This window comes from Agrococcus citreus (assembly GCF_039527715.1).
GTDB lineage: Bacteria > Actinomycetota > Actinomycetes > Actinomycetales > Microbacteriaceae > Agrococcus > Agrococcus citreus.
The window spans coordinates 706506-724755 of the sequence record NZ_BAAAKK010000005.1; the positions used below are offsets into that span (position 1 = coordinate 706506).

16 protein-coding genes are annotated in these 18250 nt (G+C 72.7%); 10 read left to right on the forward strand and 6 right to left on the reverse strand.

Features of this window, described 5'->3' with window-relative positions:
* Positions 1 to 78 precede the first annotated feature (78 nt).
* Positions 79 to 1017 carry a hypothetical protein gene (locus ABD106_RS12280; protein WP_343920744.1) on the reverse strand — a complete coding sequence of 313 codons (939 nt, stop codon included), beginning with the start codon at positions 1015 to 1017 and terminating at the stop codon, positions 79 to 81.
* Positions 1018 to 1252: 235 nt separating this feature from the next.
* Between ABD106_RS12280 and purE the strand changes: the two genes are divergently transcribed.
* Positions 1253 to 1756: a 5-(carboxyamino)imidazole ribonucleotide mutase gene (purE, locus tag ABD106_RS12285; RefSeq protein ID WP_343920746.1), complete on the forward strand. Its 504-nt coding sequence runs from the start codon at positions 1253 to 1255 to the stop codon at positions 1754 to 1756.
* The gene (locus ABD106_RS12290) at positions 1753 to 3120 is read left to right on the forward strand and encodes an LCP family protein (RefSeq protein WP_343920748.1); all 1368 of its coding nucleotides are present in this window, start codon (positions 1753 to 1755) and stop codon (positions 3118 to 3120) included. Before purE ends, ABD106_RS12290 begins: the two co-directional genes overlap by 4 nt.
* Before the next feature lie 9 nt (positions 3121 to 3129).
* Here the strand turns inward: ABD106_RS12290 and ABD106_RS12295 are convergent, their stop codons facing one another.
* The 4 genes from ABD106_RS12295 to ABD106_RS12310 form a co-directional block, all read right to left on the reverse strand.
* Positions 3130 to 4098, reverse strand: coding sequence for a glycosyltransferase family 2 protein (locus ABD106_RS12295; RefSeq protein WP_343920750.1), 969 nt, complete (start codon positions 4096 to 4098; stop codon positions 3130 to 3132).
* A complete protein-coding gene (locus tag ABD106_RS12300) occupies positions 4095 to 5201 on the reverse strand; it encodes a glycosyltransferase family protein (protein ID WP_343920752.1) in 1107 nt (368 codons plus the stop codon). Before ABD106_RS12300 ends, ABD106_RS12295 begins: the two co-directional genes overlap by 4 nt.
* On the reverse strand, positions 5198 to 6181 hold the full coding sequence (gene rfbB, locus ABD106_RS12305) for a dTDP-glucose 4,6-dehydratase (RefSeq protein WP_343920754.1): 984 nt from the start codon (positions 6179 to 6181) through the stop codon (positions 5198 to 5200). The genes ABD106_RS12300 and rfbB overlap by 4 nt, the downstream gene beginning before the upstream one ends.
* Positions 6182 to 6248: 67 nt before the next feature.
* Positions 6249 to 7616, reverse strand: a complete 1368-nt coding sequence (locus tag ABD106_RS12310; protein WP_343920756.1) for a cell wall-binding repeat-containing protein — start codon at positions 7614 to 7616, stop codon at positions 6249 to 6251.
* A gap of 108 nt (positions 7617 to 7724) precedes the next feature.
* On the opposite strand from ABD106_RS12310, the gene ABD106_RS12315 reads away from it, so the two are divergent.
* From ABD106_RS12315 to rfbA, 3 genes are all read left to right on the forward strand, one after another.
* Positions 7725 to 8699 (forward strand): hypothetical protein, encoded by a 975-nt coding sequence (locus tag ABD106_RS12315; protein ID WP_343920758.1) that lies wholly within the window; start codon positions 7725 to 7727, stop codon positions 8697 to 8699.
* Between the two features lie 67 nt (positions 8700 to 8766).
* Positions 8767 to 9810, forward strand: coding sequence for a cell wall-binding repeat-containing protein (locus ABD106_RS12320; RefSeq protein ID WP_343920760.1), 1044 nt, complete (start codon positions 8767 to 8769; stop codon positions 9808 to 9810).
* Between the two features lie 78 nt (positions 9811 to 9888).
* Positions 9889 to 10767, forward strand: coding sequence for a glucose-1-phosphate thymidylyltransferase RfbA (gene rfbA, locus ABD106_RS12325; protein ID WP_343920762.1), 879 nt, complete (start codon positions 9889 to 9891; stop codon positions 10765 to 10767).
* 42 nt (positions 10768 to 10809) lie between these two features.
* Here rfbA and ABD106_RS12330 read toward each other — a convergent pair whose 3' ends face one another.
* Positions 10810 to 11718 carry a glycosyltransferase gene (locus ABD106_RS12330; RefSeq protein ID WP_343920764.1) on the reverse strand — a complete coding sequence of 303 codons (909 nt, stop codon included), beginning with the start codon at positions 11716 to 11718 and terminating at the stop codon, positions 10810 to 10812.
* 133 nt (positions 11719 to 11851) lie between these two features.
* Between ABD106_RS12330 and ABD106_RS12335 the strand changes: the two genes are divergently transcribed.
* The 5 genes from ABD106_RS12335 (at position 11852) to ABD106_RS12355 (ending at position 18248) form a co-directional block, all read left to right on the forward strand.
* Positions 11852 to 13717: a rhamnan synthesis F family protein gene (locus ABD106_RS12335; RefSeq protein ID WP_343920766.1), complete on the forward strand. Its 1866-nt coding sequence runs from the start codon at positions 11852 to 11854 to the stop codon at positions 13715 to 13717.
* A complete protein-coding gene (locus ABD106_RS12340) occupies positions 13714 to 14931 on the forward strand; it encodes an acyltransferase family protein (RefSeq protein ID WP_343920768.1) in 1218 nt (405 codons plus the stop codon). Before ABD106_RS12335 ends, ABD106_RS12340 begins: the two co-directional genes overlap by 4 nt.
* Positions 14928 to 16118 carry an alginate O-acetyltransferase AlgX-related protein gene (locus ABD106_RS12345; RefSeq protein ID WP_343920770.1) on the forward strand — a complete coding sequence of 397 codons (1191 nt, stop codon included), beginning with the start codon at positions 14928 to 14930 and terminating at the stop codon, positions 16116 to 16118. The genes ABD106_RS12340 and ABD106_RS12345 overlap by 4 nt, the downstream gene beginning before the upstream one ends.
* A gap of 73 nt (positions 16119 to 16191) precedes the next feature.
* Complete coding sequence (locus tag ABD106_RS12350) at positions 16192 to 17046, forward strand: ABC transporter permease (protein WP_343920772.1); 855 nt, start codon at positions 16192 to 16194, stop codon at positions 17044 to 17046.
* On the forward strand, positions 17046 to 18248 hold the full coding sequence (locus tag ABD106_RS12355; protein WP_343920774.1) for an ABC transporter ATP-binding protein: 1203 nt from the start codon (positions 17046 to 17048) through the stop codon (positions 18246 to 18248). Before ABD106_RS12350 ends, ABD106_RS12355 begins: the two co-directional genes overlap by 1 nt.
* Positions 18249 to 18250 lie beyond the last annotated feature (2 nt).

The window sequence follows — 18250 nt, forward strand, 5'->3', positions numbered from 1 at the left end:
CCGGACGGCGTGTCGTGACCACCCTGCGCGGCCGAGCGAGCGAGCGAGCGCAGGCGGGGCGCGGATGCGCGGGCAGGGTCAGCGGCGCAGGGTGCCGGGGTCGAGGCACGTCGACCAGTAGCCGCGCCGCTCGACGGGCGCGAGCGCCGCGAGCCGGGCGCGCTCGCGGACCTCGTCCGCGAACGCGACGATGGCCTCGCGCCTGCCGCGGAGGTGCTGCTTCGCGAAGCGCCGCGTCCGCCAGCCGAGCATGGCCGGCGCCTCGAGCCGGTCGAGGTCGCGAGCGGCCTGGCGCGGATCGGTGAAGTGCTGCTCGCCGTCGTACTCCCACGCGCACCGCAGCTCGGGCCAGCCGCCATCCGGTCGCATGAGGAACGTCCCGCGCTCGTCGAAGATCGAGAGGTTCAGCTCCGTCGTGCGGATGCCGAGCGCGCCGAGCACGAGGCGGAACTCCGTCTCCTTCGGCGATTCGACGCCTACCCGGCAGTCGAGCACCGCGCGCCGTGCGGCAGCGCTGCCGCGCGACGCGCGTCGCCGCCTGCAGTGCTCGAGCAGCTCCTCCGGTGTCACGCGGGCGTCGCCGCGCTGATGGGAGACCAGCCAGTCGGCGATCGCGACGAGCGACGCGTGGTCGAGCATGGCGGCCAGGTGGACGAAGACGTCGACCGGCGCCTCGACGCGCAGCCCGTCGACGACGACGGTCTCGGCGCGCAGCCGGTGCGCGATCATCCCCGGACGTCGCATGCGGCTGCCGGCGGTGGGCGCCGCGATGTGGATGCCGTCGCCCGGCAGCCACGGCAGCGGCATGCCGTGGATGCGCGCGGCACTCGTGTGCGAGAAGAAGTGGTCGTCGCGGGCGACGAGCGCGAGGGCGGCCATGAGCGTCTCGGCATCGACGATCTCGCCCAGCGCCCGCACGCCGCGAGTGGGGATGACGAGGCTGCGGGATCGCAGCTGCCTGGCGCGCATGCCGGAGGCACGGGCGTCTGCGACTCGGAACAGGTTCGGGCGATCCACGCGCGCATGGTGCCCTGCGCGTGCGAGCCCGCGCAGCGCATCCGACCGCCCCGGTGGAGAACGTCCGCTCCCAGCCCGCGCCGCCGCAGCAGGCGGCTGGTCACGACACGCCGCACGAACCCCACCACACGCGGCGTGTCGTGACCACCCTGGCGAGCGGAGGCGGCGTGTCGTGACCACCCCGCGGGCGGCAAGGCGTCGGAGGAACGTGGGTGGCGCGCGTACCCTTGAGCGCATGCCTGCGCAGGTCAGCATCATCATGGGTTCGGACTCCGACTGGCGGGTCATGGAGGCGGCGAAGGCCGTCCTCGATGAGCTCGGCGTCGCCTCCGAGGTCGACGTCGTGTCCGCACACCGGACCCCGGCGAAGATGGTCGACTTCGCGCGCGGCGCAGCCGACCGCGGCGTGCGCGTCATCATCGCGGGCGCCGGCGGCGCCGCCCACCTGCCCGGGATGGTCGCGTCGATGACGCGCCTGCCCGTCATCGGGGTCCCCGTACCGCTCGACCGCCTCGACGGCCTCGACAGCCTCCTCTCCATCGTGCAGATGCCCGCGGGCATCCCGGTCGCCACCGTCTCCATCGGCGGCGCGCGCAACGCCGGCATCCTCGCCGCGCGCATCCTCGGCACGACGGACACCGCCGTCGCCGAGCGCCTCGATTCCTTCGCGACCGACCTCGAGCAGCAGGTCGACGCCAAGGCGCGAGCGCTGCGCGACCGCGTGGACGCAGGCGCATGACGCTGCTGGAGGCCGGCACACCCATCCGCCATCCCGAGGCCGCACGCCCCGAGGTCATGCAGCGGCGCGGCTGGTGGCTCGTCGCGATCGGCTTCCTGCTGCCCGGCAGCGCGCAGGTGCTCGCCGGCAGCCGCCGCCTCGGCCGCTTCGGGATCGGCGCGACGCTCGTGCTGCTCGTGCTGCTCGTGCTCGCCGCGATCGGCTGGTTCGCGGCCCGCGGCGTGCTGCTCACCCTCGTCGCGAACTCGATCGGCCTGCTCGTGATCGAGGCGCTGCTCATCGGCTACGCGATCCTCTGGCTCGTGCTCGGCTTCGACACGCTGCGGCTCGCCCGGCTGCCGAAGGTCGGCGGCGGCGCGCGCGCGGGCATCGCGGTGCTCTCGATCCTGCTCACCGTCGCCCCGGCCGCGCTGGCGGGCTACGGCGCGACGCTCGTCGACGCGTCGCGCGGCCTCGTCTCGGGCCTGTTCGACTTCGCGCGACCTGCGGTCGACCCGATCGACGGGCGCTACACGTTCCTGCTGCTCGGCGGCGATGCCGGCGAGGACCGACAGGGGCTGCGCGCCGACTCCATGACGGTCGTGACGGTCGACGCCGACTCCGGCGCCGCGACGATGATCGGCGTGCCGCGCAACATGCGCAACGCGCCCTTCTCGGCCGGCTCGCCCATGTGGGGGCCGTACCCGAACGGCTTCGACTGCGAGTCGAGCGACTGCTACCTCAACGGCACCTACACCTACGGCGAGGCGCACCCCGAGCTCTACCCCGACGCGGTCGCGAACGGCTCGAGCCCCGGCATCGAGGCGACGAGGGATGCGGTCGAGGGCGTGACGGGACTCGAGCTGCAGTTCTTCGTGCTCGTCGACATGCACGGCTTCTCCGACCTCGTGGATGCGCTGGGCGGCGTCGAGCTCGAGGTGACGAACCGCGTGCCGATCGCGATCGAGGGCGGTCCGGTCGAGGAGTGGATCGAGCCGGGCGTGCAGCGCATGGACGGCTACCACGCGCTCTGGTACGCCCGCAGCCGCGCCGGCTCCTCCGACTACGCGCGCATGGAGCGGCAGCGGCAGGTCCAGGAGGCGGTCATCTCGCAGTTCACGCCCGAGACGCTGCTGACGAAGTACTCCGAGCTCTCGAGCGCGGGCCAGGACATGGTGCAGACGGATGTGCCGCAGTCGATGATCGGCGGGCTGTCGCAGCTCGCGCTGCAGACGAGGCAGCTGCCCATCACGAACCTCGAGCTCGTGCCGGACTCGGGCGTCAACACCGGCGACCCCGACTTCGAGCAGATCCACGCCATGGTGCAGGCGGCGCTCGCGGAGGCGGCCGCGCTCGAGCCGCCGACCGAGTCGCCGCAGCCGTAGCCGCGCGGCTCAGGCCGTGCCGTGCCCCTCGAGCAGGTCGCGGGCGATGTCGATCGCGCCGCGCGAGTAGCGGCGATAGCGCCCCGCGGCGATGCCGCGGAGCACGCGCGGCACGCGCAGCAGCCGCGGGCGGGGGAGCCGCGCGCGGTCCCGCTCGTGGCGCGCCTTCTCGACGAGCGCGTCGAGCGCCGCGCCGGTCGCGAGCCCGCGGCGGGCGGCCTCGGTGGCGAGCGACGTCGCGCGCTCGGCCTTGAGCGCGTGCTTGCCCGAGTCGGCCTCGAGCACCCGTCGCACCTTGTCGCCGAGCCCGAGCCGCTGCACGCCGATCTGGTTGCCGCCGTGCTGGCGGTAGTCGATGGTCTGCTCGGGCACGAACCGCACGCCGTCGCCGAGCGCGGCGCACATCGCGATCCACTCGTCGTGGATCCAGCCCACCGGCACCGGCAGCGCGGCGAGCGCGGCGTCGCGCCGCACGATCGCGGTCGCGCCGGTGACGAGGTTGCGGCGCAGCAGCGCCTCGAGCGCACGGCCGTCGGTCATCGCGGCGCGCTCCCACGCGCTCATCTCGAGCGAGTCGGCGAGCGTCGCGCCGAGCGGCCGCCCGTCGGCGTCGACGAGCCGCGCGTCGGAGTGCACGAGCGCGACGCCGTCGAGGTGCGGCAGCAGCCGCTCGAGCCGATCGGGGTGCCAGACGTCGTCCTGGTCCGAGAGCGCGACGACGTCGCCCGTCGTCGCGGCGATCGCGTCGGCGAAGTTGGCCGCGACGCCGAGCGCGACCTCGTGCTCGCGGATGCGCACGGGCACGTCGGTCTCGGAGGCGACGGCGCGCACGATCTCGAGCGTGCGGTCGGTCGAGGCGTCGTCGCCGACGACGATCTCGGCCACGGGCACCGACTGGGCGAGGATGCTGCGCAGCTGCTCCTCGATCCAGCGCTCGCCCTGGTGGGTGCAGAGCGCGACCGAGACCCGCACGCTCACAGCTCCGCGTGCAGCCGCCACACCTGCTGCGCGGCGGCCTCCCACGTGAAGGCGCGAGCGCGGTCCTGCGCGTGGAGGCCCAGCTGCGCGCGCTCCTCGTCGTCGGCGAGCAGCCCTGCGAGCGCGGCGGCGAGCTCGTGCGGTCCGCCCTCGACCGGCACGCTCGCGCCGCCGGCGATCTCTCGCAGCGAGCGCGTGCCCGGGTGCACGGTCACCGAGCCGAGCGCGGCGGCGTCGAGCAGGCTGAGGCCGAGCGCGTCGGTCTCGGCGACGTGCAGGTGCGCGAGCGAGCGGCGGTGGGCGACGGCGAGGTCGGTCTCGTCGAGGTCGCCGAGCATGACGAGCCGACCGGGGCGCAGCCCCGCCTCGACCGCCATCGCGGCGAGCGTCGCCTCGCCCCACTGCACGGGTCCGGCCACGACGACCCGGACATCCGGCATGGATGCGCTCGCGACCGTCTCGATGAGCGCCTCGGCCTGCGCCCGCGCCCCGGGCGCGGTCGTCGCGAGCACGTACTCGTCGGGCAGCGAGAGCGTGCTCGCGGCGCCCTCGTCGGCCGGCAGCGAGAACGCCGCGACGGGAGCGGGGTGCACGACGCGCACGCGGTCGCCGACGTCGTGGAGCAGCTGGAGGTCCTCGGCCACCGCGGTGGTGGGCACGACGATGCCGTCGGCGCGCAGCAGCGCCCGCCGCAGCGCGCGGTCGAACCAGCGCTGCTTGCGCTCGGAGCGGTCGGAGAGCGACTGCAGGCCGTGCACGGTGACGGTCACCTGGTCGCCGGGCTCCGGCTCGCGCACGAGCGGCGCGAGCAGGCTCGTCGCGTGGACGAGCCCGTGCACGGGCAGCGTCGTGAGCGAGTGGAGCCACGCCTGGCGCAGCTCGCGCGCCGACACGGCGGTCTGGCGCAGCTCGGCGAGGCCGGGCAGCAGGTCGCGGATGCGCGCCTGCCGGCTGTCGCTCACCTTGGCCGAGAGCGCGGTGACGTCGAAGCCCGAGGGGGCGCTCGCCGTGAGCGCGTGGGTGAGCGCGGCGGAGTAGCGGCCGACCGGGGTGGGGCTGCGCTCGCCGACCTCGTCGAGCACGACCGTGAGCACGCCCGTCACAGTGCCGCCCGCTCCTTGAGCGGCTCCCACCAGCTGCGGTGGTCGCGGTACCACTGCACGACGTCGGCGATGCCCTGCTCGAACGGCACCTGCGGCGCGTAGCCGAGCTCGCCCTGGATCTTCGCGATGTCGACGGAGTAGCGGCGGTCGTGGCCCAAGCGGTCCTCGGCCTGCCGCACCGACGACCAGTCGCGACCGGTCGCCTCGAGCAGCAGCTCGGTGAGCCTGCGGTTCGTCAGCTCGGTGCCGCCGCCGATGTTGTAGACCTCGCCGGGCCGCCCGCCGGTGAGCACGAGCGCGATGCCGCGGCAGTGGTCGTCGACGTGCAGCCAGTCGCGCACGTGCTCGCCGTCGCCGTAGAGCGGCACGTCGAGCCCGTCGATGAGGTTCGTGACGAACAGCGGCACGAGCTTCTCGGGGAAGTGGAAGGGCCCGTAGTTGTTCGAGCAGCGCGTGATGCGCACGTCGAGGCCGTGGGTGCGGTGGTACGAGCGCGCGAGCAGGTCGCTGCCCGCCTTCGACGCCGAGTACGGGCTGTTCGGCTCGAGCGGGCTCTGCTCGTCCCACGAGCCCTCGTCGATCGAGCCGTAGACCTCGTCGGTGGAGACGTGCACGAAGCGGCGCACGTCGTGCCGCAGCGCCGCGTCGAGCAGCCGCTGCGTGCCGACGACGTTCGTCTCGACGAAGACGGATGCGTCGCGCACCGAGCGGTCGACGTGGCTCTCGGCCGCGAGGTGCACGACGGCGTCGATGCCCGGCATGATGCGGTCGAGGAGCCCGATGTCGCGGATGTCGCCGTGCACGAACGCGTAGTGCGGGTGGCCCGCGACGGAGAGCAGGTTGGCCGGGTTGCCCGAGTAGGTGAGGGCGTCGAGCACCGTGATGGATGCGCCCTCGAGCCCGGGCAGGCGGTCCTCGAGCGCCATCCGCACGAAGTTGGAGCCGATGAAGCCGGCGCCGCCGGTCAGGAGGATCTTCACGAGGAGGCTGGCCTAACGGTCTGGGTCACGTCCGGCCGAGTCTAGTCGTCGCGGCCGGAGCCCGGGATCAGCGCGTGCCGAAGTCGAGCACGTAGTACCAGGAGCCGTTCGGCCCGCGGTCGATGCCGATGCCGATGTGGGTGAAGCTCGCGCGCTGGATGTTGAGGCGGTGCCCCTCGGAGTTCATCCACGTCGTCATCATCCTGGCGGTGTCGGGGTTCGTGCCCACGGTGCGGCCGACGTTCTCGCCCCAGCCCTTGACGGCGCACGCGCGCGCCTCGGGGGTGAGCGACGGGTTGTGCGCGCTGCCGGCGAGGCTGCCGGCGGCCATGGCAGACGCCCAGCCGCCCGCCATCCGCGAGAGGCAGGGGTCGATCGCGAGCGCCTGGCGGCCGACGAGCGCGCGCTCCGCGTTGATGCGCTCGAGCAGATCGTCGACGGATGCGTTGACGGCCGCGCACGGCACGAGCTCGGCAGCCACGGGCGAGACGGTGCTGACGCCGCCGAGCACCATCGTGCCGGTGGTGCCGACGCGGCGCTGCTCCGCGGCGACCGAGCCGCTCGTCGCGCAGCTCGGGTCGGTGAGGTAGAGCGCCTCGCCGCGGATGCCGGCATAGACGGCACCGACGAGCCCGTCGGGGAAGTCCGCGCCGCTCGTGAGCACGAGCTGGCCGCCGCTGCCGGCGGGCGTGAACGCGCGGTTAATCTGCACGGCGGTCTCGTAGCGATCGGCGCCAGGGAAGCGCGCGACCGTGCGGCCGGTGCCCGCGAGCACCGCCTCGACGTCGGCGCCGACGCTCGTGGTGCTGCCGGGGATGTGGAAGCGCTGGACGCCCGCGACGCGGGCGGCGATGCGCTGCGCGAACGACGCGCTCGCGCCCTGCGTGAGGACGAGCGCGTGGCCCTCCCTCGCGGCGACGGCGCCCGCGGCGAGCGCGTCGGGGAAGCCGTTGCCGCTCGCGACCCAGACGTCGGTGACCGTCGAGCCCATGGTGCGCATCCGGTCGAGCAGGAGCATGGAGGTCTCGACGCGGTCGGTGCCGCCGATGCGGGTGACGGTGCGCCCGGGCGCGGCCGCCTGCTGCGCGACGGCTGCCGAGAGCGATGCCTCCGCGCCGACGAGCACGACCTCGCTCGGCGCGAGCCGCTGGATCTCGTCGGCGACGACCTGTGGGATGCCCTCGGGGCGCACGAGCAGGAGGTGCGCGCCCTCCGCCGCCGCGACCGGCGCTGCGGCGAGGGCGTCGGGGAAGGCGGTGCCGGATGCGAGGAAGACCGCGCGTCCCGCGGGGAGTCGCTGCGAGGCGAGCACGCTCGTCTGGAAGCGGTCGTCGCCGTCGAGGCGAGCGGTCGCGGCCTCTGCGGCGGGGGCGGGGCCCAGCAGCGTCGACGCGATGACGCCGAGCATGGCGACGGTGGCAAGTGCGTAGCGCACGATGGGCTCTCCTCGTTCGTGACACGCGGGGGGCGGGCAACCCGGCAACTCTCTCGGCTGGTTCTCAGCGTTGTCAAGTGCCGGACATGGCATGGATATCGTGGTCGCATGCTGCAACCGCTCCTCCGCGGCGCCCGTGCGCGGGTGCGATCGAGCGCTCGGCGCGTGGCCGCCCGGGCGATCGGCGTGCCGCTCGAGGAGCATCCGTCGGCCGCGCAGGACGATCGCCCGAGCCCCGAGCTGCTGCGCGAGATCGCCGGCCTCCGCGTCGCCAACGCGACCTCGAGGCGGCGCGTCGTCGACCCGCGCGGCGAGGCCGTCGTCTCGATGACGACGCACGGCCCGCGCATCCGGCTCGTCTGGGTCGCCCTCGAGTCGATCGCGCGCGGGGAGCGGCTGCCGCGGCGGCTCGTGCTGTTCCTCGACGAGGCGGAGCTCGCCGCACCGCTGCCCGGTCCGCTGCGCCGGCTGCAGCGGCGCGGGCTCGAGATCCTGCCCGCGAAGCCGGGGCTGCGCGTGCACGCGAAGTACTGGCCGCACGTCGCGGCGACGGCCTCGCACGAGCTGCCGCTCACGGTCGCCGACGACGACATGATCTACCCGCGGCGGTGGCTGCGCGTGCTCGTCGAGGCGCACCGCGCGCGGCCTGAGCTCGTGCACGGCTTCCGGGTGCACGAGATGCAGTGCTCCGACGGCGCGGTCTGGCCGTACCACCTGTGGATGCCGGCCTCGGGGACGTCGCCGAGCTTCGCCCACTTCGGCACCGGCGTCTCGGGGCAGATCCTGCCGCCAGCGCTGCTCGACCGGCTGCGCGAGCGCGGCGAGGCCTTCCTCGAGCGCGCTCCGCGCGCCGACGACGTGTGGATCAACGCGACCGCGGTGGGCATGGGCATCCGCACCGCGCAGGTCGAGGAGCAGGCCCGCAACTTCCCCTTCGTGCCCGCGACGCAGGCGACCGGGCTCTACCAGCTCAACGTCGCGGGACGGGCCAACGACGAGCAGCTCGCGCAGTCGCTCGAGCCCGCGGACGTCGCCCGCATCTGCGCCGACTTCGCGGCGCTCAAGGCGGCGCGCGAGGGCTGATCCGGGGATTCCGGACGCCGTCCAAGAACGCTACGATGCGCGCAGGATCTCGACGAGGAGGTTCGCCGTGCTCGACCGCTCGACATCCCACAGCCCATCCCACCCGCGTCGAGGGAGAGCGGTCGCAGGCGCGGTGCTCGCGGTCGCGGTGCTCGCGTCCGCGCTCGCAGCGGCGCCGCCGGCGGCCGACGCGATGGCCGCGCTGCCCGCGACGGAGCGGCTGGCCGCTCCGGACCGCTACCAGACCGCCGCGCGCGTCTCGGAGCACGTCTTCCCCGACGGCGCAGACATCGCCTACCTCGTCACCGGCGAGGGGTTCGTCGACGGCATCATGGCGGGCCCCGCCGCCGCGGAGGAGGGCGGCCCCGTGCTCCTGACGCCGGGAGCGAGCCTGGCGCCGGCGACGGCCGCCGAGATCCAGCGGCTCGACCCGTCGACGGTCGTGATCGTCGGCAGCTGGCCGAGCGTCTCGATCGCGGCGGAGGACGCGGTGCGGGAGCTCGATCCCACCCGCGAGGTCGTCCGGGTGCAGGGCGGCGGCCGCTTCGACACGAACTCCTTCCTCTGGCAGCGGGTCTACCCCGATGCGGAGACGTCCGCGGCGTTCCTGACCAACGCCTTCCGCTTCCCCGACGGGCTCGCCGGCGGGCCGGCGGCGGCGCTGCTGGATGCCCCGATGCTGCTGAGCGACGGCGGCAGGATCGAGCCCCCGTCGATGCCGTGGGATGCGCTCCAGCACATCGACCCCGACTACGTCGCCCTGCTGGGCGGTGAGGATGCGCTCGGCAACGGCACGTTCCTCGGCATCCCGCCGGGCGCGGAGGTCGAGCGGTTCGCGGGAGCCGATCGGTTCGAGACGGCCGCGCTGCTGACCGCGCTGTTCCCGCCCGTCGACACCGTCTACATCGCGAGCGGCGAGACCTACGCCGACGCGCTCGCCGGCGCCGCGGCGGCCGGTGCGGAGGGCGTGCCGATGCTCCTCGCCCGGCGCGACTGCATGCCGGGCGCGACGCTCGACGCGCTCCTCGAGCTGCGGCCCGACCGGGTCATCCTGCTCGGCGGCGAGCCGACCCTCGGCCAGGCGACCGCCGCGTACGCGCGCTGCGGCTGAGCGGTCGACGGATCGCCCGCGAGCTCGCGGGTTAGACTCGCTCGGACGCGGCCGGGTGGTCGCAGAGGGGCAGGGCACGTGCGCGGCATCATCCTGGCTGGCGGCTCGGGCACGAGGCTGTGGCCGATCACGAAGGGCATCTCCAAGCAGCTGATGCCCATCTACGACAAGCCGATGGTCTACTACCCGCTGTCGACGCTCATGATGGCCGGCATCCGCGAGGTGCTCGTGATCACGACGCCCGAGTACCACGACCAGTTCAAGGCGCTGCTCGGCGACGGATCTGGCCTCGGCATGGACATCCAGTACGCCGTCCAGCCCTCGCCCGACGGCCTCGCGCAGGCGTTCATCATCGGCGAGGAGTTCATCGCCGACGACTCGGTCGCGCTCGTGCTCGGCGACAACATCTTCCACGGCACGGGCCTCGGCTCGAGCCTGCGCACGCACAACGAGGTCGACGGCGGCGTCATCTTCGCCTACCAGGTGGCCGACCCGACCGCCTACGGCGTGGTCGAGTTCGACGACGACTTCAAGGCGCTCTCCATCGAGGAGAAGCCGGTGCAGCCGAAGAGCGACTACGCCGTGCCGGGCCTCTACTTCTACGACAACGACGTGATCGAGATCGCGAAGACGATCGAGCCGTCGGCTCGCGGCGAGCTCGAGATCTCGACGGTCAACGAGCGCTACCTCGAGGCGGGCAAGCTGCAGGTGCAGGTGCTCGACCGGGGCGTCGCGTGGCTCGACACCGGCACCTTCGAGTCGATGATGCAGGCGAGCGAGTATGTGCGGGTCATCGAGGACCGTCAGGGCTTCAAGATCGGATGCATCGAGGAGATCGCCTGGCGTGCCGGGTGGATCGACGACGCGCAGCTCGAGCAGCTCGCGCAGCCGCTCGTGAAGAGCGGGTACGGCCGCTACCTCGTGCGGCTGCTGGAGCGCTCCCGCGCCCAGCGCTGACGCGCGCAGCTCCACGGTCCCAGCGCGGGGCGGCGGAGCGGCTCACCAGACGCCGAGCAGCAGCATGCCCGCGAGCGCGACGCGCTCGGACGCGCGTCGCCGCAGGCTGCCGACGCCGCGCAGGAGGGTGAGGCGCGCGCGGGCGTCATCGCGCTCGAGCAGCGCCGCGAGCGCGACGAGCCGCGCGCGGGCGTCGCCCTCGGCGACGCGCGACGCGATGCGCGCGACGACCGCGGCCTGCCTGCGGAAGCCGCCGGACCGCATCCGCTGCAGCCGCGTGCGGGCCTGGCGCCAGCCGACGTTCGCGCCGGTCACGTTCGAGGCGTGCTGGCGGTAGTCGATCACGGGGGCAGGGTCGATGTGCCAGCGCATGCCCGCCGCGCGCACGACGGCGTAGACGAGCCAGTCGTGCATCGGCGCGGCCCCGGCCTCCGGGTCGGTGCGCACGACGTGCCGCACGAGCTCGAACGCGGCGGGGGAGAGCACGAACGTGCAGCCGGGACCGGCGCTCTCGAGCACGAAGTCGAGCTCGCGCTGCGGCTGGGCCTTGTCGAGCAGCACGCGGCGGTCCTCGAAGACCGCGATGACGTTCGCGCTCACCGCGTCCGCGGTCTCGAGCTGCTCTAGCTGCTTCGCGAGCCGCTCGTCGTTCCAGACGTCGTCCTGGTCGGAGAAGGCGATCGCCGCCGCGCCCTCGACGGGGGCGTCGCGGATGAGCCGCAGGAAGTTCGCGTGCGCGGAGCCGTAGGCGCCGGCCGGCAGCAGCTCGATGCGCGGATCGGCGGCGTAGCCCGCGAGGAGCGCCGGCGTCGCGTCGGTCGATCCGTCGTCGGAGACGACGATCCGCACGTCGACGTCGCGCTGCGCGAGGATCGAGTCGAGCTGCTCGCCGAGGAAGGCTGCGCCGTTGTGGGTCGCGAGCAGCACGACGACCAGCGGTCGATCCTGCACGGCACCCCCAGTTGTCCGGCCAGCGACGTGGCCCACGCGGCCCGCTCGAGCGGGTCCCGCGGGCCCGTCAAGCCTAGTCGGTGGGGTTCCGGGCGGTCGGTACCCTGGAGGGCGGCGCGAGCGATTCGCGCCGGTGAGCGAGGTCCCCTTCATGCGCCGAGCGGTGTTCTTCCTGGTCTACGACCCCGACGGCCTCGTCGGCGAGCACGTGACCCACCATCTGCGCGCGCTGCGCCCGCACGCCGACGAGATCGCGATCGTCTCGAACTCCGCCCTCACGACCGAGAGCCGCGTCGCGCTCGAGCAGGTCGCCGACAGCGTGTGGGAGCGCGAGAACACCGGCTTCGACGTCGGCGCGTACCGCGACATCCTCGAGCGGAACGCCGACCGGCTCGCCGACTTCGACGAGATCGTGCTCATGAACTACACGTTCTACGGGCCCATCGGCTCGTACGACGAGCTCTTCGCCCGGATGGACGCGACCGACGTCGACTTCTGGGGCGTCACCGACCACGCGGAGGTGCGACCGCATCCGTACACCGGCACCGGCGTCATGCCGCGGCACATCCAGTCGCACTGGATCGCCGTGCGCCGGCGCATGGTCACGAGCGACGCCTGGCGCGAGTACTGGTCGACGATGCCGGTGATCGACTCGTACGAGGCGTCGATCACCCAGCACGAGTCGCGCTTCACGAGCTGGTTCGAGGCGCGCGGCTTCGGCTCGGCGACGGCGTTCCCCGCCTCCGACTACGGCGCCCAGCACCCGGTCTTCGACGTGCCGACGCAGATGATCGACGACGGCCTGCCGATCGTGAAGCGGCGCCTGTTCTTCCACGACCCGCTCTACCACGACGGGCTCGCGGTCATGCCGCGCGACGTCGAGGACCGGATGGTCGCCGCGGGCTACCCGATGGAGCTCGTCTACCGCGACATGGCGCGCACGTCGAAGCCGCGCGACCTCGCGACGAACCTCGCGACGCTCGAGATCATGCCGGATGTCGACACCGGTGACGCCGACGTCTCTGGCCTGCGCATCGGCGTGCTCGCGCACCTCTACTACGACGACATGCTCGACGAGATCCTGCTGCAGGCGAGCAGGCTCCCTGCGGGCTGGACGCTCATCGCGACGACCGACACCGACGAGAAGCGCGAGCGGCTCGAGGCGGCGCTGGAGGCAGCGGGCCGCTCGGGCGACGAGGTGCGCGTCGTCGACTCGAACCGCGGGCGCGACGTCTCGGCCTTCCTGCTCGGCTGCGGCGACGTGCTGCGCTCCGACCGGTTCGATCTCATCGTCAAGCTCCACTCCAAGCGGAGCCCGCAGAACGGCGCGAGCCCCGCCGCCCACTTCAAGGCGCACCTGTTCGAGAACCTGCTCGGCTCGCCGGGCTACGTGCGCAACCTGCTGCGGCTGTTCGTCGAGCGGCCCGGCCTCGGCATGGTGTTCCCGCCCATGATCCACTCGGGCTTCCCGACCATGGGCCGCGGCTGGTTCGCCAACCGCGAGCCCGCCGCGCGCCTCGCCGCGCAGCTCGGCATCGCGGTGCCGATCGACGACCGCAGCCCGCTCGCCGCGTACGGCTCGATGTTCATCGCCCGCCCGGAGGCGCTGCGGCTGCTCGTCGACGCCGGCTTCTCGTGGGAGGACTTCCCGACCGAGGCCGGCTACGAGGACGGCGGCCTCCCGCACACGCTCGAGCGGCTCTTCGCCTACGCGGTGCTCGGCGCGGGCTTCGAGGTGCGCACGGTGATGACGACGCGCAACGCGGCGGTCAGCCACTCGCGGCTCGAGTACAAGCTCGACGCGATGTCGGAGGGCGTGCCGGGCTGGCCGAGCGAGCAGATCGCGTGGGTGCAGGCGCACGTGCGCGGCTCGAACGGCATCGCCGGGATCAAGCGCGCGATCGCCGACGCGAGCCCGAGCACGGCGCGCGCGCTGCTCGTGCCGCTGCGCGCCGCCCGCGTGGCCCGCCGCGGCGCTCGACGGGTGCTCGGCAGGTGACCGCCACGACCCTCAAGGAGTCGTTCGACCCTCGCGGCAACAGCATCGGCTTCCTCCGGTGGCTGCTCGCGTTCGCCGTCATCTTCAGCCACGCGGGACCCCTCGGCGGCTTCTACGGCGGGCACGACCTCGGCTCGCAGATCTCCGACGAGCAGTCGCTCGGCGGCGTCGCCGTCGCCGGGTTCTTCTTCTTCTCCGGCTTCCTCATCACGCTCTCGCGCATGGGCCGATCGACGATCTTCCGCTACATGTGGCGTCGGGCGATGCGCATCTTCCCGGCCTTCTGGGCGGCGCTGCTCGCGACCGCGTTCCTGTTCGGGCCGGTCGCGTGGGTGCTCGAGACCGGGTCGATCGACGGGTACTGGGATGCGCCGACCCAGTCGCCGTTCACGTACTTCCTGTCGAACGTCTGGCTCATGCTCGGCCAGCGGAACATCGCCGAGGCCGGGTCGACGCTGCCGTACGCGCAGCTCCACGGCGGCTACGACTGGAACGGCTCCGCCTGGACCCTGCAGTACGAGTTCTTCGCGTACATCATCGTCGGCCTGCTCGGGCTCGTCGGCGTGCTCGCCTACCGCTGGCTGACGACGGCGTTCGCCACGATCATCCTGCTGCTGAACGCGCTCCAGTGGTCGGGCGCCGGCGACGTGGCCGCGTGGTTCCCGATCTTCGCCGACCCGTTCATGCTCATGTTCCTCGGGCCGTTCGCGTTCGGGATGCTCTTCGCGATCTGGCAGCACGTGATCCCGATCGACGACCGGCTCGCCCTCGGCGCGCTCGGCCTCGCGATCGCCGCGTACGCCTTCGGCGGCTGGAACATCTGGGGCATGCACGCCTTCTCGTACTTCCTCATGTGGTTCGCCGTGCGCGCGACGAAGCTGCAGCACTGGGAGAAGCACGGCGACCTCAGCTACGGCGTGTACATCTTCGCCTGGCCGCTCATGCAGGTCGGCGCGGCCGCGGGGCTCCACAACCTCGGCTGGTTCGTCTACCACCTCGTGATCGTCGCGGTCGTGCACGTGTTCGCCTTCGGCTCGTGGCACCTGATCGAGAAGCCGGCGATGAGCCTCAAGAACTGGACGCCGCGATGGTTGCGGTCGCTGCTCGACCGGTGGGTCGATCCGGCGTGGAACCGGCTCGCCGATGGGCTCGTCGACCCGCGGTTCTCGTCGACGCCGCGCGCGGCCCGCATGCGCGCCGAGGCCTCGTCGTGAGCGCGCTGCGCGAGCTGCCGCCCGACCAGGAGGTGCGGCCGTCCCACTGGTCGCGGCTCCGCCTCGTGCCGCTCATCGTGCTGTTCCTCGCCGCCGCGGTCGCGCTCGTCGGCGGCTACGTCTGGAAGGCCGCGCACCCGTACGGGGTCGCGCTGCCGAGCCCGACCGCGCCGCCGGGGGAGCCGCTGCCCGAGTCCTGCTCGCCCGCCTTCGAGCGCGAGGGTGCCGCCGACCCCTGGGACGCCGACCCCGCCGCCGCCGAGGCGGCCTTCCAGCAGCACGCCGCTGGGCTGCAGGGCTACTTCGTCGAGGGCCAGGGCGGGCACCTGCTGCTCGGCGAGCCGCACTCCGAGAACATCTCGCAGGCGCTCGGTCGCTTCGAGCTGACCGACGACCGCGTGGCAGCATGGAACGGCCACCTCGCGAACCTGCGGGCAGAGCTCGACGCCGACGGCCGGGAGCTGCTCGTGCTCGTGGCCCCGGCGAAGTGGGAGACGGTGCCCGAGGCGCTGCCGGCGTGGACGGAGGGACTGCTCGGACCGACCGTGCTCGACCAGCTGCTCGCAGCGCATCCGGAGCTGCCGATCGTCGACGTGCGCGCCGCGATGGAGGCGGCCGACGATGAGCACCCCCTCTACAGCCCGCTCAACAGCCACTGGACCGACTACGGCGCGCAGGTCGCGTTCGAGGCGCTCGCCGACTGCATGCGCGAGGTCTCGCCCTCGCTCGCGGATGTCACGGCTCCCGAGGTCGAGGGCGTCACGCGCACGACCGATCACAGCGAGTACGGGGGTGCCGGCTGGACGGGGGAGCCCGGCCCCGACTGGACGGTGCCGACCTACGCCGAGCCCGTCCCGCCGATGGAGGTCTCGCTCGCGGACGGCACCACCGAGCAGCTCGACGCGAACGCGCAGCTCGACATGCTGCAGCTGCCCGCGACGACCCGCACCGACGGCGCCGCGACCGATCACGTCGCCCTCGTGCTGCGGGACTCGACCGGCAACGCCCTCGGCCCGCCGCTGCACGCGACCTTCGCCGAGACGATGCAGGTCGAGCACGCGCTCGACCGGCCCGCCGACATGCCGGACGTGCGCGCGCTCGCGGCCGAGATCGACGCGGATGTCGTGCTGCTCGTGATGACCGAGCGGTACCTCGCGCTCGTGCCGGGGGTCGGCCCGGTGCCGTGACCTGCCGGGCGCCGGGACCCCGGTGCTAGTCTGATCGATCGTGCGCGCGCTTCCGGGCGCCCTACGGAGGACGATGACCGACACGAAGCCAGGCTCGCGCGCCGAGCGCGACATCACGTTCAACCTGCTCAAGAACCTGACGCTGCGTGAGATCCGAGCCGAGTACAAGCGCACCGCCCTCGGACGCGTGTGGTCGCTCATCAACCCCGTCGCGCAGATCGCGGTGTACTCCCTCGTCTTCGGGCTCATCCTGCGCGTGCAGGTCGCGCCCGGCGAGAACTCGGGCATCGAGTTCTTCCCCGCCTGGATCGGCGTCGGCGTCATCGTCTGGGGCTTCATCTCGGGCTCGATCTCGGCCGGCATGGGCTCGCTCATGAGCAACGCCGGGCTGCTGACCAAGGTCTACTTCCCGCGCTGGGTGCTCGTCGTCTCGACGGTGCTCGCGAAGGCGTCGACCTTCGCGACCGAGCTGCTCGTGCTGCTCGTGATCATGCTCGTCATCGGCGGCCCCGCGGTGCTCCTCTACGCGGTGCTGCTCGTGCCGCTGCTCGTCCTCACGTGCATCTTCGCGCTCGGCATCGGCCTGCTGCTGTCGGTCGCGAGCGTGTACTTCCGCGACCTGCAGCACCTCTGGACGATCCTCGCGCAGGTGTGGATGTACGCCTCCGGCGTCATGTTCTCGGTCGACATCGTCCGCGGCGCCGAGCGAGCGCTCGAGGAGGAGAACGGGCTCTCGCTCCCGCTCGTGACGCTCTTCGAGCTGAACCCGGCCGAGCGCTTCCTCTCCGCCTACCGCGACGTGCTCTACGACTTCACCGTGCCGGGATGGGACGTCTGGCTGCAGCTGATCGCCTGGTCGGCGATCTCGCTCATCATCGGCTCGCTCGTGTTCCGCAAGCTCGCCCGCAACATCGTCGAGGAGATCTGATGAGCGAGCCCGCTGTCAGCGTCGATCACGTGTCGAAGCACTTCCGCGTCTACTCCGACCGCAACCAGTCGCTCAAGGCGACCGTGCTCTCGGGTCGCCGTGCGAAGTACAACTCGTTCCAGGCGCTCAAGGACGTCACGTTCGACGTGCCGCAGGGCACGACGTTCGGCCTGCTCGGCCGCAACGGCTCGGGCAAGTCGACGCTCCTGAAGTGCATGGCGCGCATCCTCAACCCCAACTCGGGCTCGATCACGACCCGCGGCCGGGTCGCGGCGATGCTCGAGGTCGGCTCCGGCTTCCACCCCGAGCTCTCGGGGCGGGAGAACGTCTACCTCAACGGCTCGATCCTCGGCATGTCGCGGCAGGAGATCGACCGCAAGTTCGACCAGATCGTCGACTTCTCCGGCGTCGAAGCGTTCATCGACCAGCCCGTCAAGAACTACTCGTCCGGCATGTACGTGCGGCTCGGCTTCGCCGTCTCGATCCACGTCGAGCCCGACGTGCTGCTCGTCGACGAGGTGCTCGCGGTCGGCGACATGGAGTTCCAGGACAAGTGCCTCGACAAGTTCGCGCAGTTCCGCGACGAGGGCCGCACCGTCGTCGTCGTGAGCCACGGCGTCGAGCAGATGCGCAGCTTCTGCGATCAGGCCGCGTGGCTCGACCACGGCACGCTGCAGGCGATCGGCGACGCGTCCGACATCGTCGACCGCTACTCCGACGTCGGCCACGGCGCCGAGGAGGCGGTCGGCGGCGGGAAGCGCTACGGCACGGGCGAGATCCGCATCGACGACATCCACCTGCTCGACGCCGAGGGGCAGCCGATCGAGTCGGCGCCGACCGGCTCCGCCGTCGCGCTGCGCGTGCGCTACACGGCGCGGCAGCGCGTCGAGCGCCCCGTGTTCGGCGTGAGCCTCGCGACCGCGGGCGGCAAGCACCTGTGGAGCTACGACGGCCTCGCGGCCGGTGCCGTGCCCGACAGCATCGAGGCGGGCTCGGGCTCGCTCGACATCAAGATCGACCGGCTCGCGCTCATGCCCGACCTCTTCGACGTGAACGCCGACGTCAAGGACCACCACAAGACGCGCACGTTCGACGCCCTCGAGCGGTCGCTGCGGTTCCAGGTCACGAGCGGTCATCCGCGGGCCGCGGGCGGCTCGATGGTGCTCGACGCGTCGATGACGATGCCGCGCGCGGCGCAGTAGCC